Genomic DNA, 25,577 nt, shown 5'->3' with positions numbered 1-25,577 from the left:
TCCTTATCCAATAAAAAAATGCGTTGTAATCAGCCCGTAAAAAGCAACACGGGTTGCCAAAACGCCTACAAAAACAATGGCAAGAGAGAGCTTTGACATGTTACATGTAAAGCAGTCTGGAAGTAAGTCTTGATAGATATTGAGCATCAGTGCAAGACCTGTTAAGATGAGTCCACCACCTACAAAACAACCATAGTAGCCATGCATTAAACCAAATACATTTGCAATAGCATCAATGTGGACTTCCGCATTATGGAGCGTGTAAAGAAGCAGTGCCAGTGCAAATAAAACAAATCCACCTATACTTACCAATGATGAAAGTGCAATTTCTTTAGTCACTTCAGCAAAAAATGCACGATAGGTAAATCCACCCAAGAGCAAAGCAGATGCACAGAACAATAAAAAGGTTAATCCAAAGCTCCATGTTGGAACAATTTGTGCCATAGAACCATAGATACCACTCATGGCAAACAGTGTCAAAAAGCCCACAAAAGGGAGCGCATAAATAGCTATTAAGGAGCCTCGTAACATAACAAGGATACCAAGAAATGCCATAATGCCAATACCTAAAATCTCTAAAGGTAACCATGAAACAATCCATGTTCCATTTTGAGTAAATCCTGCCATGCGGAATATCATATACGGAGCATGCAAAGGATCACCTAAGTGAAAGACCGAAGCGATAATACCAAAACATGTCAAAGCCAAAAAGAGTGCACCAAAGTTTTTACGTGAGTCTATTTTAGCATTAGAGCTGAGTTTTGTACAAAGGGCATATACTAATGAAAGACCCACGGAAGCTTGCGCAACAACAGTAAAAAATACCAGTGGCAATTCGCCTATGATAATATTAGACAATGTCATAAGAGACCTCCGAAAGAGTTTGTGGCAGATGAGCAGTTCCATTGCCTTTGTTAGATGGTTGAGCATTTTTTTCAGGTTTGATGCATAAATTTGGGCGAGTAATTTCATAGGCTGGCAATGGAGCAACACTAGCGATTTGACCGTGTTTTTCACGCAATTCACTGATAGGACCCGCTTCAATAGCACGGAAAGGGCAGGCATCAACACAAATAGGCATCATTCCCTCATCTAAGCGCTCTTGGCAGCCGTTGCATTTACTCATATGTCCTGTGTGTGCATTAAATTGAGGTGCGCCATAAGGACAAGCCATTGCACAGGATTTACACCCGATGCATTTGCTCGTATCGACATCAACAATGCCATAATCTCCCATATGCATCGCTCCTGTGGGACACGCTTTTGTACATGCAGGATCATCACAATGGTTACATGCGATGGAACTGTAATAGACAAAAACATTGAAAGGCTGTAAAAGGTTGTTTTCATTTTTAATCCAACTTCCACCTTCGTATTCACTCACACGACGGTAACTGACACCGATGGGTGAATCATGGTAATCTTTACAGGCTAATTGACATGTGCGGCATCCCACACAACGAGTTTGATCAAGATAAAATCCAAAATGTTTATTTTTTTCCATAATTTTTCCCTCTACGCTTTTTTAATCTCAACCAAGATGGAGTGTTGAGGATTGCCTTTGGCAATCGCTGATGGTTCATGTGTGGTCAGTGAATTGATACATCCACCAACATCAATGCCATTTTCCGTTTTATACCAACCACCTTGTGGACATGAAGTCACGCCTGGCATGATTTTGGGAGTTACTTTAGCCACGATACTCATCGTGCCATATTGGTTGTAAACAAGGACCTTGTCTCCTGTTTTAATATGGCGCTCTTTAGCATCAACAGGATTTATCCACAGTTCATCTGGATTGATTTCACGAATAGGTGCACTCTCCCAAAAGCTAGAGTGTGTACGACCTTTGTAGTGGTAACCAAATATTTGAAGTGGGTATGTTTTGCGTGCAGGATCAAGTGGTCCGTCTTTCGCTTCTGTGAAGATAGGAAGAGGCGTGATTGCTTGACCTTCATGCAAAATCCATGTTTTTGCCATTTTATCAAGTGCTGTACTGAAAATTTCAATTTTGCCCGTGGGCGTTTTAAGCGGATTAGCAATAGGGTCTTGAACAAATTTTTCAAATCCCACCAAAGGCTTTTTATAGCGAGGCAATTTTAAAATACCCATCTCTTTCATTTGCGTAAAGGTCGGTATCCCTTCTTTATCTTTAAATTTTACATCCCAAAGATGCTCTAACCACTCAACTTGAGTACGACCTTCGGTAAAAGCATTTTTGAGTGTTTCTCCACCCAATTTTTCAGCGAGTTTTGTACACATATCATAAATTGGCATACTTTCGCCCAAAGGCTCAATCGCTTTTTGTGAATAGATAATATACGGTCTGTCATTCGAATAACCAGCACTTGAACGCACAAAATCTTCTTGTTCAAGCGGCGTGGCATCGGGAAGAATGATATCTGCAAAGCGGTTACTTGATGTTCGTGTAACATTCACATCAACAATAAATTCACATAAACTTTCATCCTCGAGAATCTTAGCGGTTTTGTTGGCATCACTGTGTTGGTTGATAAGGCAGTTTCCGCCTGTATTCCATAAGAATTTTATGTTTTGTTTGAGTTGAGTTGTTTTTCGTACACCATCAGTGATGTCACGCATCTCTTTACCTCTAACAATAGCATCTGTCCATAGAAAGCAAGGAATAGCATCTTTGATAGGATTTTTATACGGTAACGATGCGGGTTCAATCCATCCAGTTGTATGCTCTCTTGTACCAGGATTGGTACCAACAGAGCCAATATTTCCTGTCATGGCGGCAAGTGTTGCGATAGCACGCGCAGCTTGTTCACCGTTAGATTGGCGTTGTGCACCCCATCCTTGCGCTATAAAACAAGGTTTTGTCGTAGCGACTTCGCGTGCGAGGTTAATAATAGTTTGTGCAGATATTTTAGTAATGTTCTCCGCCCAAGCAGGTGTTTTTTCGGTCTTATCTTCCCCTCTACCCATAACATAATCTTCATAAGAGCTGTTTTCAGATGTTCCCTCAGGAAGTGTATCAGAGCTAAATCCGACACAGTATTTGCTCAAAAATTCTTTATCGTGAAGGTCTTCGCTAATCATAACATGTGCCATTGCAGCAATGAGTGCACCATCGGTTCCTGGGACTATTGGAATCCATTGATCACAGGCTCCGACTAAACTATCAGAATAGCGTGGATCAATATGAATAATTTTAGCACCACCTCGTTCCAGAGCACATTTATACGCATAGCCTGTACCACCACCACTCATTCTTGTTTCGACAGAATTATTACCAAACATGACTACAAGTTTTGCGTATTCAATATTCATAATATCACTGCCTCTGCTTGTGCCATAAAAATGGTTCAGTCCATCGGTGATTTGTGCTGTCGAGTAGCTGTTATAATAGTTGAGGTACCCACCAAAGAGTGAAAGAAGTCTTACCCAAGGACCAGCGGTACAACGGTTCATAATAGCACCGGTTGTTCCTGTCGCATAGTTTAAGTAAATCGCTTCATTGCCGTATTTTTCTTTAACTTCTTTCATTTTTGTAGCAATGGTTTCTAAGGCTTCATCCCACGATATACGAGCAAATTTTCCTTCGCCTCGTTTGCCAATGCGTTTGAGTGGGTATAAAAGCCTGTTTGGATTGTACACACGATAACGATTTGATCGTCCTCTTAGGCATGCTCTTACTTGATGTGAGCCAAACTCATCACCACCTGTATTATCGGTTTCAATATGATCAATCTTCCCACCTTTGACAAAAACACGAACAGGGCATTTACTACCACAATTGATAGTACAACCTGCCCATTTGATTGAATCGTATTTTTTTGAAGATGGAACTGTTTTTACATCTTCAGCAATGGATGGAAGCGGTAAAATTGCACTGCTTGCAAGTCCTCCGCCTAAAGCACCACTCCATTGCAAAAATCGTCGCCGACTAATTTCATACATAGGGTCTCCTTGAAATTTATAGTTTTATAAAAGTAATCTTATAAAAATAAGTTGTCAAAAAGTTGTCAGGTTTGATGATGAAAATAACTTTAAGAGGGGTATATTAAGAAGAACGTTATAATGAAAAAAATTTTAGGGAACTAGATGAAACCATGGTTGTTTCTTTTTTTATGGTGTATGTGTACACTAAGCCTTGAGGCCGCTAGTAAACATATTTTGCTTTTACACTCTTATAATAAAGGTATTCGTTGGAGTGATCATCTCTCTCAAGGTGTTGAAGATGTTTTAGCCCCTTTTAAAGAATATCAGCTCACAACGGAGTATATGGATACCAAAAAGAATGAAGATCCTGAATATTTGATTCTTCTTTACAATTTATTTGTTGCAAAACTTAAATATCAACAGTTTGATGCCGTGATTGCTGTTGATGATTTTGCGGTAAAATTTGTTTTAAATAATAAAGATAAACTTTTCCCAAATGTTCCTATCTTCTTTTGTGGTATTGAAAAAAGTATGCCGGGTGTTGATGTAGAGCGTATTAAACAAGAAAAAATCCCTCTTGTTTTTGAGAGTAAAGAAGTTGCAATTAATATGCAGTTTTTAAAACATGTTATGCCGCACTTAAAAAATGTTTATATTATTAGCGACAAAACTAAAGATTCTATGTCTATCAATTCTATTTTCCAAGAAGAAGCACAAAAATTAGAAGCACAGGGTATTCATACAACCATTAATTTAGAGGGAGATCTTGAAAAAATAACTGATGATCTTGCCCATTTACCTCCTCATAGTGCAGTGATGTTAGGGACTTTACTGCGTGATAATCATGGGAATTACATTCCTTATTACAAAGTAAGTGATGTGATTAAAGCTTCTTTGGCACCTGTATTTGCCGCTAGTGATGTTTTGCTTTCTGAAGGAATTATTGGTGGTTATTTATTGCGTGGATATACCAATGGTGTCGCTGTTGCTAAATTGACCTTAGCATATCTTGATGGTCAAAAAATAGATGCATCAAAACCGCTTGTTGTACCCTCGGAATGGATATTTGATTATAAGATGCTTCAAAAATATAACATTGATGGATCAAGGCTCCCCAAAGAAGCTACGATTATTAATCCACCCAAAAGTTTTTTTGAAGAGCACAGACAGCTTGTAGAGTATGCATTTATCTTTTTTCCCTTTATCTTAATTTCACTTATTTTAGCCATCATTAACATCTATCAGCGTCAAAGGATGGAAAAAAAATTGGCAGCACAAAGTTATTTGGAACAAGTCCTTCTGAATAATATTAGAAGTTCCATTTTTTGGATTGATATCAAAGGGTACATCAAAGGATGCAATGATTCTTTTTGTACCATGGTGGGACTTTCACTCGATCAAATAGTTGGGCGTAGTATTTGCGATGTTTTCACGGTCTTGTGTCATATGCCCACAAAAGAGCAACTTTTTGAACTTCAAGAAATAGAATTTATGCGGCAAGAGCGAACCTATCGATTGCGTAGTCAAATTTTTCTTGATGAAGGTGGTAAAAATGGCGGTATTGTAGCAGTAATCACTGATGTGACAGAAAAAAAGCAACTCGAAATCAATACCCAATTTATCATCCAACAATCAAAACTTGCCGAAATTGGGGAGATGCTCTCATCCATCGTCCATCAATGGAAAGTACCTTTGGTTGAGCTCTCAGCGGTTGCTCATAAAATGCACCATTATGATCAAAAAGGAAAACTCACCAGTAAAGACATTCAAAATTTTTATGGGGTAATTATGTCCCAAACAATTTATATGGGCGAGACAATTGATGGATTTCGTGATTTTATACGACCTTCCAATGAGCCAAAAGCCTTTGATATTGACCAAGGTATCAAGGATGTTCTTACGTTGCTATCCTATTCTATGAAGTATGACTCCATTGAAGTGAAGTATACAAATCATCTCACTAAAAGTAATACACTTTGGGGATACCCTAATGAGTTTAAACAGGTTATTGTCAATATCATTAACAACGCGAAAGATGCGATTTTAGAAGCGAAAGCAAAAGCGCTTGTATCCAAAGGTCATATACGTATTGATTTGCACGAATTTGACGAAAGTGTTGGTGTTTATATACGAGATAATGGTATTGGTATAAGTCAAGAGATATTACTCAACCTTTTTCAGCCCTTTTTTACGACAAAAACGAAAGGCGATGGATTTGGCTTGTATATGGCAAAGCTGATTATTGAAAGTAAGATGAATGGTAAAATCACATTAGAGCCTTTAACTCAAGGTGTGCAGGTGTGTATTGAGCTTCCAAGAGCGAAGGAGAAAAGCTATGAAAATCTTATTGCTTGAAGATAATGTCAATTTAGCCGAAATTATCAAAGAGATGTTAGAGGAGAAGGGTCATACGGTTGATTGGTTTGATGATGGTGAAACAGCGCTCTTTGAAAGTGCTCATGGATACGATTGTTTTGTACTGGATATTCATGTTCCTACGATGGACGGAATAGCACTTCTTAAAGAGATACGTCAGCGTGAAAAAAGGACGCCTGCTATCATCATCAGTGCTAATATCGAGTTAGAAACGATTCAAAAAGCGTACATTGCTGGATGCCATGATTACTTAAAAAAACCTTTTTACATGTATGAGTTGGAGCGTAAAATTGACCTGCTTTGCTCTGCCAATGAGCGTTTAAAATTACAGGATGGCTTGAGCTACGACCCTAAGGATGAACTACTTTATGACGCATCTAATGAAGTGATGAAGCTTACATTAAAAGAGCGTCGGCTGATGGCATTATTAGCCAAAACCCCCAATATTATTGTCTCAATCGAGCATATAGAACAGTATGTATGGGAAGGTGAAGATGTGGGAATCGCAGGACTACGCTCTTTAGTAAAGCGTTTGCGTACTAAGCTTTGTGAAAAGAGTATTGAGACACAAAACTACGGTTATCGCTTGGTTGTTGTGAGCTCTCACTACAAGTAAAGGGCTTATCAACAATAGTTTACTAAAACTTCTTTTTATTAAAATTGAAACTGTGGTAAAGAAATGGATTCTGCTTGTAGATAATTAAGAACTAACATTTTTATAACTCTCAATTTATTTCAAGAATAGGTTAATACGTGTTGATATATCTTTATCCATGCCAATTTCTACTTTTACATGTAAACCCTTAAACCCATTTCTAGTATAATCGCGCAACTATTAAAGATGGAGTGCTGCTGTATGAATCACACGTTTAAAATGATCCTTTTTTACCTTGCGATGTTTGCCACATTGGGGCTTTTTTGGTTTTGGATGGCTTTGCCTTCTTCGAGCCTGATTACGCTTGATTCCAATGTCAAACTGCAATGCCTCTCGTATGCCCCTTTTGGCAAAAATGAGTCACCGATGGATATTCCTAAAGGGTTTCGTCCTTCGACCGAGCAGATGGACAAAGATTTGGCGCATTTGGCGACGATTACGAGTTGTATTCGCTCGTATTCGAGCGTTGGGCTTGAAGAGTTACCCGAGATTGCGCGTAAACATGGGCTGAAACTGTGGCTGGGTGCGTGGGTGAGCAGTGATGCGGCGTTGACGAAAAAAGAGATCGACACAACGATTCGTTTAGCCAAAGAGAACAAAGACATTGTCGAAACCGTTGTCGTGGGCAATGAAGCGTTGTTAAGACGCGATGTGAGTGCTGGACAGTTGGTAGGCTATATCCAAGAAGTAAAACAAGCATTGCCCGATATGGTCATCACGTATGCCGATGTGTGGGAGTTTTGGAACAAGCATCCCGAGGTCGCACCTGCGGTCGATCGCGTGACGATTCACATCTTGCCGTACTGGGAAGATAAGCCCATCAGTGTGGAAAAAGCGCTTTTACATGTAAAGAATATTCGTGAGTTGATGCAACAAAAAATCCCTGATAAAGAGATCGTCATCGGTGAGACAGGCTGGCCAAGTGAAGGGCGTATGCGAGAAGGTGCCTACCCAAGTGCGGTCAATCAAGCCATCTTCACGCGTGGTTTTGTCCAAATGGCGGAAGAGAGTGGCTGGAAGTACAATTTTATCGAAGCATTTGACCAACCGTGGAAACGTATGAGTGAAGGGGCTGTGGGCGGTTTTTGGGGTCTGTTTGATGCCGATCGCGCCGATAAGCACATCTTGCATGGTTTTGTCTCCAACTTTCCCAATGCGTTGTGGCTTTTCATCAGCAGTTGTGCGCTCAGTCTGGTTGGTTTGATTTGGCTTTGGGGCGTGCCGACATGTTCGTGCAAAAAAGCGCCGTACTGGTTTACAACGCTCTTTGGTGGTTCGGTAGCACTCACATGGCAAGCCAATGCCTATTGGATCGTTTCGCGCAATAATTTGGAAGAGGCGTGGGCGATTTTATGTCTGAGTGTCGCTTTTTTACTGTGGCTTAAACTGGTGCGCTTTCTCATCGCCGAAGAGATCACGATGCGAGGTTCGATGGCGCGTTTTATAAGCGTTATAACGCTCAGTGAACCCAAAGGTGAAACGTTTTGGGAAGATGTTTTGCATCTGTTTAGCATCAGCATCGTGCTTGTGATGACACTCTCTTTAGCGTTTGATGGGCGGTATCTGAACTTTGAGCTAGGAACGCTGGGCATCATCGCTGTGGTGTATGCGGTCATTTACTTTTCAACCGAACGTAAAGAGCTTAATGGTTTGATGGAAAAAGCGAGTGGGTTGATCTTGTTTTTAAGTGCCTTAGCGGTTTTAGTTCAAGAGAGTGCGCGTAATGATTTTGCACTGAATTGGGTCATTTTAGTGATGGTTTTGGGCTCAACATTGTGGCTTTCCACCTCGAAATTGTGCGGTCTTTTTAGAACACTTTTGATTTTGATTGTAGCCGCAGGTGCTATTGTGGCAATGAAAGAGGGTGTCTATGTCAAAGAGTCGTGGGTGGCTGTGTGCGCGGCAGATCCTCTGCTTCCTATCTGTCAATTTAGAACGCTTTTAGGCAAGGTGATTTACCTCAATTACGTAGGGCTTTCAGGCATTGTCATTGCTATCTTTAGTGTGCTCTCTGGAAGCTATATCTTGGGTATGATCGCGATCATTATGGGACTTTTCTGCCTTCTGACGTTCAATGGCTTTTTAGGTGCCATTATCGTCGTTCTGGGTTGGTGGATTGTGGGGTATCGTCTGAGTGAAAAGTGTACGTTGTAGGCCTCTCTTTCATACGGTTTTTGGGGGCTTTAATAATAACCTTTAGGTTTTTTCGTTAAAATAGATAAATTTTTATAATAAAACTAGGACAATAGTATGGATGTTAGAGCTGAGTTTTTAAAGTTTTTTGAACAAAAAGGTCACAAGATTATCGAGAGTTCTCCCCTTGTGCCCGATGACGCGACGCTTCTGTTTACCAATGCAGGCATGGTTCCTTTTAAGAGTGTTTTCACAGGCGAAATCCCTCGTCCAAACCCTCCGCGTGCGACAACCTGTCAAACGTGCATCCGTGCAGGTGGAAAACACAATGACCTTGATAACGTCGGCTACACAGCGCGCCATCATACTTTTTTTGAAATGCTTGGAAACTTCTCTTTTGGCGATTACTTTAAAGAAGATGCCATCTCTCACGCGTGGGAATTTGTGACCGAAGTGCTTAAACTTCCTAAAGATAAACTCTGGGTGACTGTTCATGAGAGCGATGATGAGGCAGAAGCGATTTGGAAAAAACACATTGATGCGAGTCGCATTATGCGCTTTGGTGATAAAGACAACTTCTGGCAAATGGGCGATACGGGACCTTGCGGCCCTTGTAGCGAAATCTTCATCGATCAAGGGGCTGAGAATTTTAACACGCCTGAGGATTATATGGGCGGCGATGGTGATCGTTTCTTAGAGATTTGGAATCTTGTGTTTATGCAGTACGAGCGAGACTCTTCTGGTGTGCTTCATCCGCTTCCTAAACCTTCTATCGACACGGGTATGGGTTTAGAGCGTGTTACGGCAGTGCAAGAAGGCGTTTTCAGCAATTATGACTCTTCACTCTTTATCCCATTAACGGACAAAGTTGCCGAGCTTTGCGGAAAACCGTATGCGTATAAAACGGGTGCAAGTTACCGCGTTATCGCCGATCACATTCGCGCTGTCTCTTTTCTTGTAGCCCAAGGCACAACCTTTGGTCGCGTGGGGCGTGGCTATGTTCTCAGACGCATCCTAAGACGTGCGGTTAGACACGGCTATTTACTAGGGCTTCGTGAACCATTTATGTATAAACTTCTTGATACTTTGTGTGCGCTTATGGGCAAACAGTACCCGTACCTTGTCGCTAAAAAAGAGGTCATCGCTGAGCAGATCAAAAATGAAGAAGAGAGCTTCTTTACGACCATCGCTTCAGGACTGGAACTCTTTGAAAAAGAACTCCCCAATACCAAAACGATGTTCAGCGGTGAAGTCGCGTTTAAACTTTACGACACCTACGGTTTCCCTCTTGATCTCACCGCGGATATGCTCAGAGAAAAAGGGTTAAGCGTTAACGAAGCGGAGTTTGAGAGTTTAATGGCGGAGCAAAAAGCACGTTCAAAAGCTTCATGGAAAGGCAGTGGCGATAAAGCAACCCAAGGTGAATTTAAACCCCTTCTTGAAAAATTTGGTCTCAATACTTTTGTTGGGTACACGCAAAAAGAGGCCAAAACCAAAGTCTTAGCACTCTTAGATGAAAACTTCAAAGAGGTTCAAAGTTTAGACGAAAATGGTTGGGTCATGTTTGAACAAACCCCATTTTACGCGATGAGCGGTGGACAAAGTGGCGATGAGGGTGTCATTGAAGGGTATGGAAAAGTGCTCGATACGAAGAAATTTTTCGACCTTAACCTTTCGCTCGTGGAACTCGAAAAACCTTTACATGTAAACGATGAGGTAAGCCTCAGTGTGGATGTCTCACGCCTCGAAATCGAAAGACATCACAGCGCAACGCACTTGCTTCACAGCGCACTTCGCAAGATTTTAGGCGAGCATGTAAGTCAAGCTGGAAGTTTGGTCGAAAAAGACAGACTTCGTTTTGACTTCTCCCATCCAAAAGCACTGAGTTTTGAAGAAATCACAAAGGTTGAAGCGTTTGTGAACAGTGTCATCGCGAGTGGCGTTGCAGGTCAAACAAAATTGATGAATGTCGAAGAGGCTAAAAACAGTGGTGCGATGGCGCTCTTTGGCGAAAAATATGGTAATGAAGTGCGCGTGGTCAGCTTTGGTGATGCGAGTGTTGAGCTGTGTGGCGGAACCCACGTGAGCAATACGGCGAATATCGGAAGCTTTTTTATCCAAAAAGAGAGCGGTGTCAGTGCAGGAGTACGTCGTATTGAAGCGATTTGTGGCAGTGCGGCACTTTCTTATGCGCAAAGCTTGAGAAGCGAACTTGAAACGATCAAAGAGAGTGTGAAACACAAAGATCCACTTATCGGCATCAATCGTCTCAAAGAAGAGATCAAAACCCTTAAAACCGAAGTCGAATCGTTCAATGCGAACGCTGGAAAGCCGGTAGAATCTTTACATGTAAACGGTGTTGAGCTCATTGTCGACGTGTTGGGCGCTGGCGATATTAAAGCGCGCATTGATGATCTTAAAAATGAAAAAAGCTCCGTTGCAGTGCTTTTACTGCAAGTCAAAGACGACAAAGTATTGATCGCAGCAGGTGTTAAAAATGCTGCGATTAAAGCAGGTGCGTGGATTAAAGAGATCGCACCGATCGTTGGTGGCGGTGGTGGCGGAAGAGATGATTTTGCGCAAGCAGGAGGGAAAGATGCTTCTAAAATCGAAGAGGCAAAATCAGCAGCCCTTGCCTATGCACAATCCGTTCTTCAAGGCTAAATGATGCGCGATTTTTTCATAGAGATCTTTGGGGACTTTAGCCGAATCATCGTTTTTCTGCATGTGATCAGTTCAGCACTTCTGATTGGAAGTATGTTCGTGATGCGTTTTGTGATTCAGCCTGTGGAAGAAGATGTCGCTGATGAGAAGATAAAATTTAACAGCTGCATTAAAATGATGCGACGTTACATTCTTTTTTTAGTGCCTGTGTTGCTGATTATCATCATAACATCGGTGTTTATGCACATCGGGCTTGGCTTTAAAGCGGGCAATCCGACCACCTATGTGATGGTACATACCAAAGAGGCTCTGTGGACGTTTATCGCCTTTAATTTTATTTATATGTACTTCAAATACCTTAAAGCCAAAAAAGGTTTAGAGGAAGAGAATTACATCGAGGTCGAGGAAAATGTGATCTTGATGGTGAAGTATCTTATCCCTCTCAATCTGCTTTTAGCCGTTATCTCGGTCTATTTTGGCGTCATTTTACGAGGCTATTAAGATGCAAACGATCGTGCTTGGCTCCTCTTCCATTACGCGCGCAGAACTGCTTACTAAGTTTGGCGTTCCGTTCATCCAACGAGATGCTGGGTTTGACGAGGAGAGCCTTCGCATCGCTGATCCCGCACATTTTGTCTACCATGCAACCAAGGGAAAAATGCAAAGTTACCTTGAGCAGTACGACTTGGAAATGCCTGTTTTGTGCGCCGATACCGTGGTCACGGCGAATGGGCAGATTTTGCGTAAAGCCAAAGATAAAACCGATGCCAAGCGCATTTTAGAGGCACAAAGTGGCAACACGGTGAGCATTTTGAGCTGTATGATTTACAAATCCAAAACGATTGAGCTTATTGATCTCTCCACAACGGACTATCTTTTCTTGCCATTTGAGCCCAAAGCACTGCAGGATTATTTAGAAAGCGATGAGTGGAAGGGTAAAGCGGGAGCGTGCATGGTGGAAGGCTTTTGCAAATCTTACATCAAAGAGGTGGTGGGGCTGGAAAGTACCGCCATGGGGCTCAGCGTTGAAAAACTCCTGCCCTTTTTACCCCAGTAACCATGTATCAAAACGAACTTCAAGCCATCACCAAAGCCAATCGCTACCGAAGCCGTAAGCTTTACGATGAATCTTTGGTGGATTTTAGCTCGAACGACTACCTTGGTTTTGCACAAAATCACACCCTTTTTGAACGCGCTGTGGCGCAAGTTTCGATGTATAAAACCCACGCGCCCAAGGCGTCTATCTTGGTCAATGGCTATCATCCTATTCATGAAGAGTTTGAAGCATTTTTAATGCGCCATAACGGTTTTGAAGCCGCTCTTGTGTGCGGCAGTGGTTTTTTAGCCAATTTTTCACTCATTGAAGCGTTACCACGCAAACGTGATCTTTTGATCTTGGATGAAGAGTATCATGCGAGTGGCATGGTCGCTTCTAAAACGGTCGATGCGGAAGTGTTGATGTTTAACCACAACGATGCCAATCATTTAGAGAGTCTGATTAACACGCACAACCACAACCGCATTATTATCGCGGTTGAGGGCATTTATTCGATGAGTGGCGATCTTCTAAATCCTGATATTTTTGAGATAGCCGATCGTTATAACGCGATTTTAATTGTCGATGAAGCACACAGTGTGGGCGTTGTCGGTGAAAATCTTCGAGGTGTGTTTGATCTCTTTCACATTACCCCCAAAGCCAACCATATCAAAATGGGAACCCTTGGAAAAGCGCTCGGAAGTTATGGTGCGTATATTTTATGTTCACAGCATATTGCTGAATTTTTACAAAATCGTGCTAAAGCGATTATTTATACCACAGCACCCTCTTTGTTTGATATTGCCCTAGGCTATCAAGGGTTGCTGTACATTCTTAAAAACAGAGCTAAACTCAAAGCCGATATTGCTGAGCGTCAAAAGGTTGTGGATGAATGTGTAGGTGTTAAAATGGATGGACTGATTTGCTCGTATCCTTTATCTGCTGGAGCGGATGCGTTGGGTGTTCAGCAAAGCTTGATCGACGAGGGATTTTTGGTCGGAGCGATTCGCCCACCCACCGTTCCAAAGCCCATTTTGCGCATCATCCCTCGTTTGGGTGAAAGTGTAGAACAGCTTCGTGTGTTGTGTTCTCTTATCCACAAGGGGTCATTTTGAGCTTTACATGTAAAGAGCTTGTGATTCAACATAAAGCTAAAACCCTTTTACATGTAAGCTTTTCGTTTGCGCGATCGTTTGCGCTGATTGGGGAGAGTGGTAGTGGAAAAAGTTTGACACTCAAAGCACTTTTGGGCATGTTACCGCATGAGTTAAAGAGCACACTGTCGTACAATGCCAGCTATGAGCTCAAACGAGGAGAGAGCATCGCTTTTGTGCCTCAAAACCCTTTTACAGCGCTCTCTCCACTCACCAAAATCGAAAAGCAGTTTATGGCACCACTTGAGAGAGCCCAAAAATACCTGCGCATGGTCAATTTGGATGTGGACTTTTTGGACCGCTTTCCCTCAGAGCTCAGTGGTGGGCAGTTACAACGCCTCATCATCGCGATGGCGCTGAGCATTGAGCCAAGGTTACTGCTTTTGGATGAGCCAACAACGGCACTGGATGAAGAGAGTAAAACCACGGTTTTGGAGTTGATCGCAACGCTTCAAAAAGAGTGCGGGTTTGATCTGCTTTTTGTGACGCATGACATTGGAACGATTGAGCATTTATGCGATGAAGTGGGTATTATTAAAAACGGGAAAATCATTGAGTCTGGTTTGACCCAGCAGATATTAAACGATCCAAAAGAGGCGTACACGAAGCAGCTTTTGGCGTCTGGATTTAGACAAAGGAGTTTTAGAGAGTGAAATACATTATAACCATTTTAACCATGCTTGGATTTGCAGCAGTGATGGCGATTATCTTTTTATACGCACAAATTAGGTTTGATGCCGATAAGATTATTGACTATAACCCAAAATTAACTACACAAATTTACGATCGCAATGGCGATCTTGTTGCCAATCTTTTTGATGATGAAAACAGACTTTATGTTGCGTATCACGACATTCCTGCGCGTGTCATTGAAGCACTGGTTGCCACAGAAGATACCTCGTTTTTTGAGCACAATGGTATTAATATTGAAGCGATTTTTAGAGCGCTGATCAAAGATATTCACGCCATGAAACTGGTTGAAGGGGCAAGTACGATCACCCAACAGCTCATCAAAAATACCGTTTTAACCCGTCAAAAAACATTGACCCGTAAAATCAACGAAGCGATTCTTGCTTACACGGTTGAAGCCGCATTGACCAAAGAGCAGATTTTAGAGCGTTACTTTAATCATGTCTATTTTGGGCACGGTTATTACGGCATTAAAACCGCGGCACACGGCTATTTTAATAAAAATTTAGACGCACTCAGCATCAAAGAGATCGCGATTTTAGTGGGACTTCCCAAAGCGCCTAGTTCGTATGATCCGACAAAACATATGGATCTCTCCCTAAGCCGGGCCAACCAAGTCGTCAATCGTCTCTACTCACTGGGCTGGATCAGCGAGGCTGAATACACCAAAGCAACCTTAGAGCATCCAATGGTGTATGATGAGACCTTAACACGCAATCGTGCCCCTTATGTGGTCGATGAAGTGATTAAAAGCTTAGCTTCTGAGTACGACGATATTAAAAAAGGTGGGTATAAAATTTACCTTACGATTGATCTTAAGATGCAACAACTCGCACACGAATCCCTTAATGTTGGGTACAAAGGCATGGTTTCTCGCCTGGGAAAAGATGCCAATGCAACAGAGCTTAATGGTGCGATGGTCGTTATGGAAAACAACACGGGCAATGTGTTAGCGCTTGTGGGTGGCATTGATTATTCAAAAAGCAGTTTTAACCGAGCAACGCAAAGCAAGCGTCAACCCGGTTCAAGCTTTAAGCCTTTCTTGTATCAAAAAGCCTTGGATTGGGGCTATTCACCACTGTCTGAAATCCCTGATATTTCGCGTACCTATGTGAACAGTGAAACCGATGAAGAGTGGAAACCGAAAAACTATGAAAATGATTTTGAGGGGTTGATCACACTCAAAGAGGCGTTGGTGCATTCGCGGAACCTTGCTACGATCAACCTTTTATCGCTTTTAGGAATGGACAGTGTCTACAAAGAGCTCAAAAAAGATGGTTTTAAAAATATTGCGATGGATTTGACGCTTGCCTTAGGAAGTTTTGGTATTTCGCCACTGGAATACAGTAGCTTTTACTCTATGTTCCCCAATTACGGCGTGAAAACAGAGCCATTAATGGTTAAAAAAGTGATCAATCGTCAAGGCGTTGAGAAAATCTATGAGACCAAAAGTCAGACCATTACTTCACCCAAACAGAGTTATTTGATGATCGATATGATGAAAGAGGTCGTTAAGCGCGGAACGGGTCGAAATGCCCAAGTACCAGGTATTGAAATCGCAGGAAAAACAGGAACCACCAATAGCAGTGTGGATGTCTGGTTCTGTGGTTTTTCTCCTGATATTGAAGTGCTCACGTGGTATGGTAATGACAACAATACCCCACTTAAAAAAGGCGAAACGGGAGGTCGTTCAGCCGCACCTGCATTTAAACATTTTATGACAAAGTATGTGGAACTGCATCCTGAAACCACACGTGAATTTAAGATGCCAGAAGGTGTCAATGCCCGAAAAGTTGATGGTACGACAGAGTTTTTTACCGACGTCTCCCCGTTTCCAAAGAGCAGCACCAAGGAGTTAAAAGAAGAGGGTGGTTTGATGTTCTAATATACTTTGGAAGCCACGGAAACGTGGTTTTCAGCCCTTCGATGTGTGTGCCAAACACGTTTACATGTAAAACAATGAAAAACCATTTTTAGTGTTAAGAGAAATAATGCGAACGAAGATTTTAATTCTGCCTCGAAGAGGCAAGCTTTAGTGCATAGCGTAGCGTAGCTTTTGGGGCTTAGCCCCAAAAGCGTGTTAAAATAAAATGATTAGCAAGAGTACATTGTTTTGAATTCAAACGCTGTTGGTCTAGCCTCATCTGGCCAAACTTGAGTTTCAAATTTGTAGTGTTGGTAGGTATCCAAAAATTCTGGTGTCATAACCGGTTTAAGATACTCATTGTCACGGATTAACGCTTCAAGTGAACCTCTTAGGGTATGAGGCATTTGGTTAATACCTTTTTCTCTAATTTCATCGAGTGTCAATTCAAACAAATCTTCATCCATTGGTCCAACAGGCTCAGCTTTTGTTTTGATACCATCAATGCCTGCAAGAAGCATAGAAGCAAATGCAAGGTATGGGCAAGACGTTGAATCTGGGAAACGCATCTCAACACGAACCGATTTCTCACCTGCACCGTAAGGGATACGACATGATGCAGAACGGTTTTGCATAGAGTAGGTAAGGATTGAAGGTGCTTCAAATCCTGGGATCAAACGTTTGTAAGAGTTGGTTGATGGGTTTGTAAACGCTGCAACACTACGTGCATGTTTTAAGATACCACCGATGTACCAACGTGCCATGTCGCTAAGGTTTGCATATTCGCCAGCTTTGTAGAACATGTTTTTGCCATTTTTCCAGATAGATTGGTGAACGTGCATACCGTTACCATTGTCACCGTAAAGTGGTTTTGGCATAAAGGTTGCTGTTTTACCGTTAAGGTGAGCTACCATTTTAACAACGTATTTGTATTTTTGAACGTTATCAGCTGCTTCAATGAGTGAGCCAAATTTAACGCCGATTTCGCCTTGTGCTTGAGCAACTTCGTGGTGAACAACGAAAACTTCAAGACCAATTTGTTTGAGTGTTTGTACCATTTCAGCACGTAAATCTACCATAGAATCGATTGGTTGAACGGGGAAGTACCCACCTTTTGTACCGGGGCGGTGACCTGTGTTATAACCATCGGTAAAGTTTTTAGCGCTATTCCAAGCACCTTCTTCTGAATCGACTTCGTAGTAAGAACAGTTGATTTCATCTCTGATTTTAACATCATCAAATACGAAAAATTCATTTTCTGGTCCAAAGTATGCAACATCACCCAAACCTGTCTCTGCAAGGTATGCTAATGTTTTTTTCGCAATACTTCTTGGGCATTTCTCGTAAAGTTCTCCTTTGTAAATATCGAAAACATCACAGAAAACAACAACCGTCGAATCAGCCGTAAAAGGATCTAAAAATGCTGTTTCAGCTTCAGGCTTAAGGAGCATATCTGATTTGTTGATTGGTTGCCAAGCATCGATAGAAGAGCCATCAAATGGAATACCATTTGCGAAAGATTCAGCACTAATTGCTTCCATAGTATATGTAAGGTGATGCCATGTTCCTTTCATGTCAGTGAAACGAAAATCGACAAATTCTACTTCATTGTCAGCACAGTATTTGAAAAATTCTTCAACACTGTTAACGAATTTACCCATGGTGTAACTCCTAGATTTTAAATTTCAGTAATTTTATCAGATTGAGCTGAAAATAAAGCCGAATAGTGTGCTTAAAAATTAACCAATATTCGATCTCTGCTTTCAAAAGTTGCACATTTTTTATACCCAAATGCTTTTGCGATCAAACGCAATTCTTCTTGGCGCAATCCAATATGTTGAACAGTGTGCGCATCGGATCCAAAAGTAATAGGAATATCCTGTTCTGCGATCAACTCCATCAAGGGATGACTTGGGTACGCTTCACCCACAGGTTTACGAAAGCCAGCTGCGTTGAGCTCGATGGTCATATTGGCTTTTTTAATCGCTTTTATGGCATTTTTTGCGATGAGTCTGACATCTTTTTTGGGCAGATAATTAAAGACTTTAATCAAGTCCAAATGCCCCACAATATCAAATAATCCGCTCTTTGCCATGGCTTCAATCGCTGCAAAATAGCGTTCCCACACTTCATCAATGTTTTTGGTGCGGTATTCTCCGATAAATTCGGGATTGTCAAAGCCCCAAGCGCCTAAAAAATGGACAGAGCCTATAAAATAATCAACAGGACGTTTCAGCACACGCTCATCAACGTATCCATCTAAAAAATCAACCTCGTAGGCGAGCAAAATTTGGATCTGATCGTGGTAGGTTTCTTTTACATGTAAAACATCTTTTTCATAATTTTCCATTTGTGAAAAATCCATACGATACGCCTCATCAAAGTTCATAGGCGCATGATCGGAAAAGCCAAAAACATCTATTTTTTTTTCTATGGCGGCTTGCACATACGCTTCAATGCTTCCATCTGCGTGGTTGCACAAAGGGGTGTGGTTATGTAAATCAATCATCATGGCAGGCTTCCTTGTATCAGGGTCTTAAAGTTAAATTATATAAAAAGTTCACTATAATAGACCATAATTTGTCATTTTGAGGAGAAAGCTTATGACGCAAGAAGAACTTGATGCTTTGATGGCGGGCGATTTAGATGAAATGGACGATGCTGCACCTGCCCAAAGTGCCATTGAAGAGAGTCTAGAATCAGACGAAGATGCAATGTCGGACAGTGAGGCTTTAGAAGTTGAAAAAGATAAAGCAGCAACCCAAATGATGCATGAATACAGACCATCCTCCACGATGTCTTGGCCTCCACCACCACCAACGGATGATCATAAAATGGTGCATCAGCTTGACGACGTGACCAAAGACTCTGAGATCAAAGCGACTCAGGTATTTGACAAACTTGAAACCGTTAGTAATTTTATGATGAGCGCGGAAGCGAATGCCAAAGAGGTCATTAAACTGATTGAGACCAACATCACACTTTTTGAAACGTTGGTGACAAAATTTCCTAAAATCGATCAGTTTCAAAAAGCGCTTGATGATAACAAAGGGATGAAAGATCGCGTCGAAGATCTTTTGATGAATGCCCAAATGGCAGAAGATGAGATCATGATGACGATGGACATTATGCAGTACCAAGATATTCACCGCCAAAAAATCGAGCGTGTTATTAACGTTATGCGTGCCCTTTCTAAATACATGAGCGCACTGTTTGAAGGCTCTAAAGATGATTCAAAACGTGTCAGTTCTGCAGTGCATATTCACGGCGATGAGACAACGGAAGATGTTGTGAGCAGTGAAGATATTGAAGCATTAATTGCTAGTTTAGGAAAGAAATAGGTGTCAAACGTCGAACTGCTTTCTCCTGCTGGAAATTTTGAAAAGTTAAAAATAGCGCTGGCTTATGGCGCAGATGCCGTGTATGCGGGAGTTAGTCACTTCTCCCTTCGCATACGCTCAGGCAAGGAGTTTACCTACGAGAGTTTTGAAGAGGCGATCAACTACACGCACGCACAAGGCAAACACCTGCATGCAACCGTGAATGGGTTTCCGTTTAATGCACAGATTCCTTTACTTGAAAAGCATATTGAGCGTGTGGCGGCGATGAAACCGGATGCGTTTATTGTAGCAGCTCCAGGTGTCATTAAATTAGCGCATAAAATTGCACCCCATATTCCGATTCACCTCTCCACGCAAGCCAATGTGCTCAGTTACCTTGACGCCGAAGTCTATTCAGATATGGGCGTGAAGCGCATTATCGCAGCGCGAGAAGTGAGTTTGAAAGATTTGGAGCAGATCAAAAAGCATCTGCCGCATTTAGAATTAGAAGTTTTTGTGCATGGATCGATGTGTTTTGCCTACAGTGGTCGCTGTTTGATTAGCTCCGTACAAAGTGGACGGGTCTCAAACCGCGGAAGCTGTGCCAATGACTGTCGCTTCCCTTATACACTTTACGCACATAACGAAGAGAGTGGAACGCTGTTTCGCATTGAAGAGAGTGAAGAGGGTACGCACATTATGAATGCGAAAGACCTCAATTTAAGTGCGCATGTCAAAGAGATACTTGATTCGGGTGTCATTGATTCACTGAAAATCGAAGGGCGAACCAAGAGTTCGTATTATGTTGGCATTACAACAAAAACGTACCGTCAAGCGATTGAGGATTATTACGCGAACCAGTTTGATGCGACTAAATACACAGCAGAGCTCGATACAACAAAAAACCGAGGCTTTAGCGATGGTTATTTGGTGAACCGTCCGTTTGAGAAAAACGACACCCAAAACTTAGCGCACTCGATTAGTGAAGGCACTCACCAAGTGGTGGCTCAAGTCAGTGAAGATGGTGCGACCTGTTTGTGTAAGGATGTTTTGGCTTTACATGTAAAGTATGATTTGGTGATGCCAGCTCATCTTTCAATTGAAGCAATGGACAATGACATCGGCACGATTTTTGAAGAAGAGGGGCTTTGGAAAATATCCTTTAAAAAGCTTCAAACACCGAATGGTAAAGTGTTTGATGAGATTCACAGCGGCAATGTCAATGCGATTGTCTTGCCAACGACCTTACCAGGGTTTACATTTTTAAGAGCAAAAGTAAAAGGATAAAACGTGAAGTTCGTTTCTATTATAATGGGAAGTAAAAGTGATTATACCGTGATGGAAGAGTGCGCAAAGACACTTGAAAAATTTGGCGTCTTACATGAGATCATCGTCTCTTCAGCGCATAGAAGTCCAGCGCGAACCCATGAGTATGTCAAAAATGCGGAAGCCAAAGGGGCGAAAGTCTTTATTGCCGCGGCGGGCATGGCAGCACATTTAGCAGGTGTCGTAGCTTCGCTTACAACAAAACCCGTCATTGGTGTTCCGATGAAAGGTGGCGTTATGGAGGGCATGGATGCACTTTTAAGCACCGTTCAGATGCCTGGCGGTATGCCAGTAGGTACGGTGGCGATTGGCTCAGCAGGGGCTATTAACAGTGCGTATTTAGCAATGGAAATTCTAGCCCTTGCGGATGAAGAGTTGGCGGCGAAACTAAGAGAAGATCGCATTTTAAAAGCAAAAAAAGTTGAAACCGATTCTGCGGGGATTGAGATTATCCTATAAGGGGCAAAACAATGAACAGTTGGATGGAAATTGAAGAGTTTAGCGGGTTGATGAATTTGGATATTTCTGCCATCAGGTCATTGATTGATGAGGGAAAACTCACGAGCAAAGAAGAAGAGGGACAGTGCTTTGTGGAAGTGAGCCGTAGTGCGCAAGCACTGATTCCTGCGACCAAAGGGATTGTGCTAGATGAAACGTATGAAGGTTCATCCGTGAGTCTAAGCTCTGAATTTGTGGAAAAAACTGTGGGGGCAATTTTAAGCCTGCATGAAAAAGTTTTGGATGCCAAAGAAGAGACGCTAGACGCGCTCAAAGGTGAAAACCGCTTTTTAAAAGAGGCTCTTTTTTCGATGCAAGAGCTTTGTGATGAAGACCGTAAAGTGATCGAGACACTGAGCAAACAGCTTGGATTGTTACAAGACGAGCTGGAATTTACCAAACGAAAATACAAAATGATGTGGAATAAAGCCGTTGAAGGCTATACGCCACCCTCAAAATAATCTTTACATGTAAAAGGAAAAGATAGTGTTAACCTTTAGTCAAATGCTTTTAAACCTCCAATCTTTTTGGCAAGATCAAGGCTGTACGATTGTTCAACCTTATGATATGCCAGCCGGTGCTGGAACCTTTCATAACGCAACGTTTTTAAGAAGCTTGAGCTCTAAACCTTGGGCAACAGCTTATGTGGCCCCAAGCCGCAGACCGACAGATGGCCGTTATGGTGAAAATCCAAACCGTTTAGGAAGTTATTACCAGTTCCAAGTGCTCATTAAGCCAAGTCCTGACAACATCCAAGAGCTTTACTTAAAAAGCCTTGAGATGCTAGGACTTGACATCAAAAAACATGATATTCGCTTCGTCGAAGACAACTGGGAATCACCCACACTGGGTGCTTGGGGTCTTGGTTGGGAAGTGTGGTTGGATGGTATGGAAGTGACACAATTTACCTATTTTCAACAAGTAGGTGGTATTCCTTGCAGTCCTGTTCCTGTTGAGATTACCTATGGTGTTGAGCGTTTGGCGATGTATTTGCAAGAAAAAGAGTCGGTGTTTGATCTTGTCTGGAATGAGAACCAATTTGGTGTAACCACCTATGGCGATGTGCATAAACAGAGCGAATATGAATTTAGCAAATACAACTTTGAAATCGCCAATGTTTCCATGCTGTTTGATCAATTTGAAAACGCGCAAGTCGAGTGCAAACGCTGTTTGGAAGAGAATTTGCCATTGCCTGCGTATGACTACTGTTTGATGGCGTCGCATACGTTTAACGTGCTTGATGCGCGCAAAGCGATCTCAGTGACACAACGTCAAAACTACATTTTAAAAATTCGTGAACTTGCCAAAGGGTGTGCTGTCAAATACAAAGAAGTGGTCGGTTAATGAAAGTAGGGGCACTGTACGATTTTTTAGACACACTGAGCCCCTTTGCCACGCAAGCATCTTGGGATAACAGCGGTCTTCTCATCGGAAGTCGTGAGGATGAGGTAGAACAAATTTATCTGAGCCTTGATGTCGATAGCGCTCTGTTAGAAGAGGTAGCTGAAAATTCACTGATTATAACGCATCATCCACTTATTTTTAGCAGTTTAAAACAGCTCAATTTTGCGAAATATCCTTCCAATCTGATTCAAATTATGGTGCAAAAAAAAATTAGTTTGATCGCGATGCACACGAACTTTGATCTTTCGCATCTTAATGCGTTTGTGGCGTCAAAACTAGGCTTTGAAATCGTCGAAAGTAACGAGTTTGTAGCCTACTGTGAGGTGAACCAACGTTTGGATGATTTGGCGTTACATGTAAAGCATGTTTTAGGCATTGAAAATTTACGAATTGTACGAGCGAAAGAGTGGGTTGGGCGTTGTGCGATTACGACAGGAGCAGGGGGAGATTTAATCTCCAAAATTGAAGCGGATTGTTTCTTAAGCGGTGATCTTAAGTACCATCAAGCGATGGAAGCAAAAGAAAATAATCTCTCATTAATTGACATTGGGCACTTTGAGTCGGAGCGCTATTTCCCAGAGTGTTTAGCCCAATATTTGAAAAATTTGCCATTAAAGGCTATAATGTCAAATTCTAAAAATCCGTTTGAGTATAAATAGAGGACAAAACCAATATGAATAAATATTTAGAGCAGTTAATTGAGCTTTCCAAGTTAGACAAAGAGATCGACGATTTTGGTCCACGTATCGCCAAAGTTGAGAAAATGTTGAAGCTTTCTTTAGACAAAGAGAGAGATTTAAAACTCCAAGCAGAGTCTTTTCAAGCGGACATTGCAGACGCTAAACTTAAAAAAGCAAAAAATGAAGCACATCTTGCGGAACTTTCTTCCAAACTTAAAGATCTTACCAAAAAAAGTGCGTTGGTAAAAACAGCCAAAGAGATTAAAGCCCTTCAACTTGAAGAGGAAATTTCAAAAGAGCAGTGTGATTTTGCCAATGACGAAATCAACCGTTTAGATAAAATTATTGATCTTAAACAGACCAATATCTCAGGATTGCAAGAGAAGATCGCAGAGGCGGTTAAAGAAGCCGAAGAGATTAAAGCTTCCATTGATTCTCAGATCCAAGCGATTGAAGAAGAACGCAGAAATGTGTATCAATCCAAAGATGAACTCGTTGTGCAGATGAGTCAAAAAATCTTAACGTTTTACCAAAAAATTCGTAAATGGGCGGAAAATACAACCGTTGTTCCTGTGAAAAAACAGGCATGTTACGGTTGTTTTATGCGTATGAATGACAAAACGTATGCCAGTGTTTTAAAACAAGATGACATCGTGACATGCCCACATTGTGGTCGTATTTTATACAAAGAGATCGCAGAGGAAGCACAGGCGTAAGCTTTGAACTTTCTGTACTACGTTTTGGCAACGCTTCTTTATCTCTTAGCGTTGCCGTATTTACTGTACCTTCGCTTTAAGCCTAAATACAAAGATTCGATTCCCGCACGCTTTTTCTTGAAAAACAATCCTTCTTTTTCAGAAGATGGCATTTGGTTTCATGCGTGCTCTTTTGGTGAAGTTCGCTCCCTTAGCCCTTTGATAGAGAAAATTGATCCATCTTCCATTCGCCTGAGCGTGATCACCCAAACAGGGTTTCATGAAGCGTGTAAACATGCAAAGGCGGAGGTTCGCTATCTGCCTTTTGAGATTTTTTTACCGTTTTGGATACGCAAGCAAAAGGTATTGGTCGTGATGGAGGCAGAGCTTTGGCCTTTGTTGTTTATCGTCGCCAAAGCCAAAGGGATGCGAACCGTTTTACTGAACGCTAGAATATCCGATCACTCGTATGCTTCGTATCAGCGTTTTGCTTGGGTCTATCGTTGGATTTTGAGCCATATCGATCTTGTCTTGGCACAAAGTGAGCAAGATGCGCAAAGGCTTCAGCATTTGGGTGCGAAGTCGGTTCAAGTCAGTGGAAATATCAAAATGTTTGGTACGTACACCCTGAGTCATGCGTATGCTAAAGCTGAGGGTAAACGCATTGTGGTTGTGGCAAGTACGCATGAGGGTGAAGAGGCTTTGATCTTATCGCATGTGAACCTCTTGCCAAACGATCAGCTCATTGTCGTTCCTAGGCATCCTGAACGATTTTCAAAGGTAGGTCTGTTTTTAAGCGAATATGCTCAAAATAAGGGCAAACGTTATGCGTGTTTATCGAAGCAGCCTACGTTGGATGCCGATGTTATTTTGTGCGATACAATGGGTGAACTCATTAATCTCTATGCGATTGCAGATATTGTGATTTTAGGAGGTTCCTTTGTGGAAGGTGTGGGTGGACATAATCCGCTAGAACCTGCTTTTTTTGGAGTCAAACTCATTAGTGGCGCGTCTATTTTTAATCAGAAAGTGCTTTTTGAAGCGGTTGAAAATAGCATTACATGTAACATTGAAGATCTAAAAAACATTTTTGATAGTATCGAGAATTACCCCAAGAGTGCTATCTCTCATCGTAGTGACATTGCGCCACTCCTTGAGCAAATATTAGGAAGTTAA

The 25,577-nt window shown here is 41.8% G+C and carries 22 protein-coding genes; 17 read left to right on the top strand and 5 right to left on the bottom strand.

The features are described 5' to 3' along the window. Positions 1-3: 3 nt before the first annotated feature. From SHALO_RS10335 to SHALO_RS10325, 3 genes are read right to left on the bottom strand one after another with little or no spacing between them, the layout of a single operon-like run. Positions 4-864, bottom strand: coding sequence for a DmsC/YnfH family molybdoenzyme membrane anchor subunit (locus tag SHALO_RS10335; protein ID WP_069478461.1), 861 nt, complete (start codon positions 862-864; stop codon positions 4-6). Beyond that, positions 851-1,504 carry a DMSO/selenate family reductase complex B subunit gene (locus tag SHALO_RS10330; RefSeq protein ID WP_069478460.1) on the bottom strand — a complete coding sequence of 218 codons (654 nt, stop codon included), beginning with the start codon at positions 1,502-1,504 and terminating at the stop codon, positions 851-853. The genes SHALO_RS10335 and SHALO_RS10330 overlap by 14 nt, the downstream gene beginning before the upstream one ends. Positions 1,505-1,515: 11 nt before the next feature. Beyond that, positions 1,516-3,924 carry a DMSO/selenate family reductase complex A subunit gene (locus SHALO_RS10325; protein ID WP_069478459.1) on the bottom strand — a complete coding sequence of 803 codons (2,409 nt, stop codon included), beginning with the start codon at positions 3,922-3,924 and terminating at the stop codon, positions 1,516-1,518. A gap of 156 nt (positions 3,925-4,080) precedes the next feature. Between SHALO_RS10325 and SHALO_RS10320 the strand changes: the two genes are divergently transcribed. The 9 genes from SHALO_RS10320 (at position 4,081) to SHALO_RS10280 (ending at position 16,499) form a co-directional block, all read left to right on the top strand. Beyond that, positions 4,081-6,261 carry an ATP-binding protein gene (locus tag SHALO_RS10320; RefSeq protein WP_158513722.1) on the top strand — a complete coding sequence of 727 codons (2,181 nt, stop codon included), beginning with the start codon at positions 4,081-4,083 and terminating at the stop codon, positions 6,259-6,261. Next, positions 6,242-6,898 (top strand): response regulator transcription factor, encoded by a 657-nt coding sequence (locus SHALO_RS10315; protein WP_069478457.1) that lies wholly within the window; start codon positions 6,242-6,244, stop codon positions 6,896-6,898. Before SHALO_RS10320 ends, SHALO_RS10315 begins: the two co-directional genes overlap by 20 nt. 240 nt (positions 6,899-7,138) lie before the next feature. Then, positions 7,139-9,091 (top strand): glycoside hydrolase family 17 protein, encoded by a 1,953-nt coding sequence (locus tag SHALO_RS10310; protein ID WP_069478456.1) that lies wholly within the window; start codon positions 7,139-7,141, stop codon positions 9,089-9,091. A gap of 96 nt (positions 9,092-9,187) precedes the next feature. Continuing rightward, positions 9,188-11,734, top strand: coding sequence for an alanine--tRNA ligase (alaS, locus tag SHALO_RS10305; protein WP_069478455.1), 2,547 nt, complete (start codon positions 9,188-9,190; stop codon positions 11,732-11,734). Then, on the top strand, positions 11,735-12,235 hold the full coding sequence (locus SHALO_RS10300) for a hypothetical protein (RefSeq protein WP_168156752.1): 501 nt from the start codon (positions 11,735-11,737) through the stop codon (positions 12,233-12,235). A 1-nt stretch (position 12,236) separates the two neighbouring features. Next, complete coding sequence (gene maf, locus SHALO_RS10295) at positions 12,237-12,791, top strand: septum formation inhibitor Maf (protein ID WP_069478454.1); 555 nt, start codon at positions 12,237-12,239, stop codon at positions 12,789-12,791. A 2-nt stretch (positions 12,792-12,793) separates the two neighbouring features. Further along, positions 12,794-13,885, top strand: coding sequence for an aminotransferase class I/II-fold pyridoxal phosphate-dependent enzyme (locus SHALO_RS10290; protein WP_069478453.1), 1,092 nt, complete (start codon positions 12,794-12,796; stop codon positions 13,883-13,885). Then, entirely contained in the window at positions 13,882-14,577 is a 696-nt protein-coding gene (locus tag SHALO_RS10285; RefSeq protein ID WP_025345405.1) for an ATP-binding cassette domain-containing protein, read from the top strand. The genes SHALO_RS10290 and SHALO_RS10285 overlap by 4 nt, the downstream gene beginning before the upstream one ends. Continuing rightward, positions 14,574-16,499 (top strand): penicillin-binding protein 1A, encoded by a 1,926-nt coding sequence (locus tag SHALO_RS10280; protein WP_069478452.1) that lies wholly within the window; start codon positions 14,574-14,576, stop codon positions 16,497-16,499. Before SHALO_RS10285 ends, SHALO_RS10280 begins: the two co-directional genes overlap by 4 nt. A gap of 209 nt (positions 16,500-16,708) precedes the next feature. On the opposite strand, the gene glnA is transcribed toward SHALO_RS10280, so the two are convergent. Further along, a complete protein-coding gene (gene glnA, locus SHALO_RS10275; protein WP_069478451.1) occupies positions 16,709-18,139 on the bottom strand; it encodes a type I glutamate--ammonia ligase in 1,431 nt (476 codons plus the stop codon). A 71-nt stretch (positions 18,140-18,210) separates the two neighbouring features. Then, a complete protein-coding gene (locus tag SHALO_RS10270) occupies positions 18,211-18,990 on the bottom strand; it encodes a histidinol-phosphatase (protein ID WP_069478450.1) in 780 nt (259 codons plus the stop codon). A gap of 91 nt (positions 18,991-19,081) precedes the next feature. Here SHALO_RS10270 and SHALO_RS10265 point away from each other — a divergent pair, with 91 nt between their 5' ends. Genes SHALO_RS10265 through waaA form a run of 8 tightly spaced genes read left to right on the top strand, consistent with a single transcriptional unit; the run spans position 19,082 to position 25,577 of the window. Further along, the gene (locus SHALO_RS10265) at positions 19,082-19,819 is read left to right on the top strand and encodes a chemotaxis protein (protein ID WP_069478449.1); all 738 of its coding nucleotides are present in this window, start codon (positions 19,082-19,084) and stop codon (positions 19,817-19,819) included. Then, the gene (locus SHALO_RS10260; protein WP_069478448.1) at positions 19,820-21,085 is read left to right on the top strand and encodes a peptidase U32 family protein; all 1,266 of its coding nucleotides are present in this window, start codon (positions 19,820-19,822) and stop codon (positions 21,083-21,085) included. 3 nt (positions 21,086-21,088) lie between these two features. After that, on the top strand, positions 21,089-21,583 hold the full coding sequence (gene purE / locus SHALO_RS10255; RefSeq protein WP_069478447.1) for a 5-(carboxyamino)imidazole ribonucleotide mutase: 495 nt from the start codon (positions 21,089-21,091) through the stop codon (positions 21,581-21,583). Between the two features lie 11 nt (positions 21,584-21,594). After that, the gene (locus SHALO_RS10250; RefSeq protein ID WP_069478446.1) at positions 21,595-22,083 is read left to right on the top strand and encodes a DUF3972 domain-containing protein; all 489 of its coding nucleotides are present in this window, start codon (positions 21,595-21,597) and stop codon (positions 22,081-22,083) included. A 25-nt stretch (positions 22,084-22,108) separates the two neighbouring features. After that, positions 22,109-22,966, top strand: a complete 858-nt coding sequence (glyQ, locus tag SHALO_RS10245) for a glycine--tRNA ligase subunit alpha (RefSeq protein ID WP_069478445.1) — start codon at positions 22,109-22,111, stop codon at positions 22,964-22,966. Next, a complete protein-coding gene (locus SHALO_RS10240) occupies positions 22,966-23,685 on the top strand; it encodes a Nif3-like dinuclear metal center hexameric protein (RefSeq protein ID WP_069478444.1) in 720 nt (239 codons plus the stop codon). The genes glyQ and SHALO_RS10240 overlap by 1 nt, the downstream gene beginning before the upstream one ends. 14 nt (positions 23,686-23,699) lie before the next feature. Continuing rightward, the gene (locus SHALO_RS10235) at positions 23,700-24,422 is read left to right on the top strand and encodes a zinc ribbon domain-containing protein (protein ID WP_025345395.1); all 723 of its coding nucleotides are present in this window, start codon (positions 23,700-23,702) and stop codon (positions 24,420-24,422) included. Positions 24,423-24,425: 3 nt separating this feature from the next. Next, positions 24,426-25,577: a lipid IV(A) 3-deoxy-D-manno-octulosonic acid transferase gene (gene waaA / locus SHALO_RS10230; protein ID WP_069478443.1), complete on the top strand. Its 1,152-nt coding sequence runs from the start codon at positions 24,426-24,428 to the stop codon at positions 25,575-25,577.

The sequence above is a fragment of the Sulfurospirillum halorespirans DSM 13726 genome (assembly GCF_001723605.1).
GTDB lineage: Bacteria > Campylobacterota > Campylobacteria > Campylobacterales > Sulfurospirillaceae > Sulfurospirillum > Sulfurospirillum halorespirans.
The sequence above is the reverse complement of the archived record's forward strand: the minus strand, read 5'-3'. Positions and strand labels throughout refer to the sequence as shown.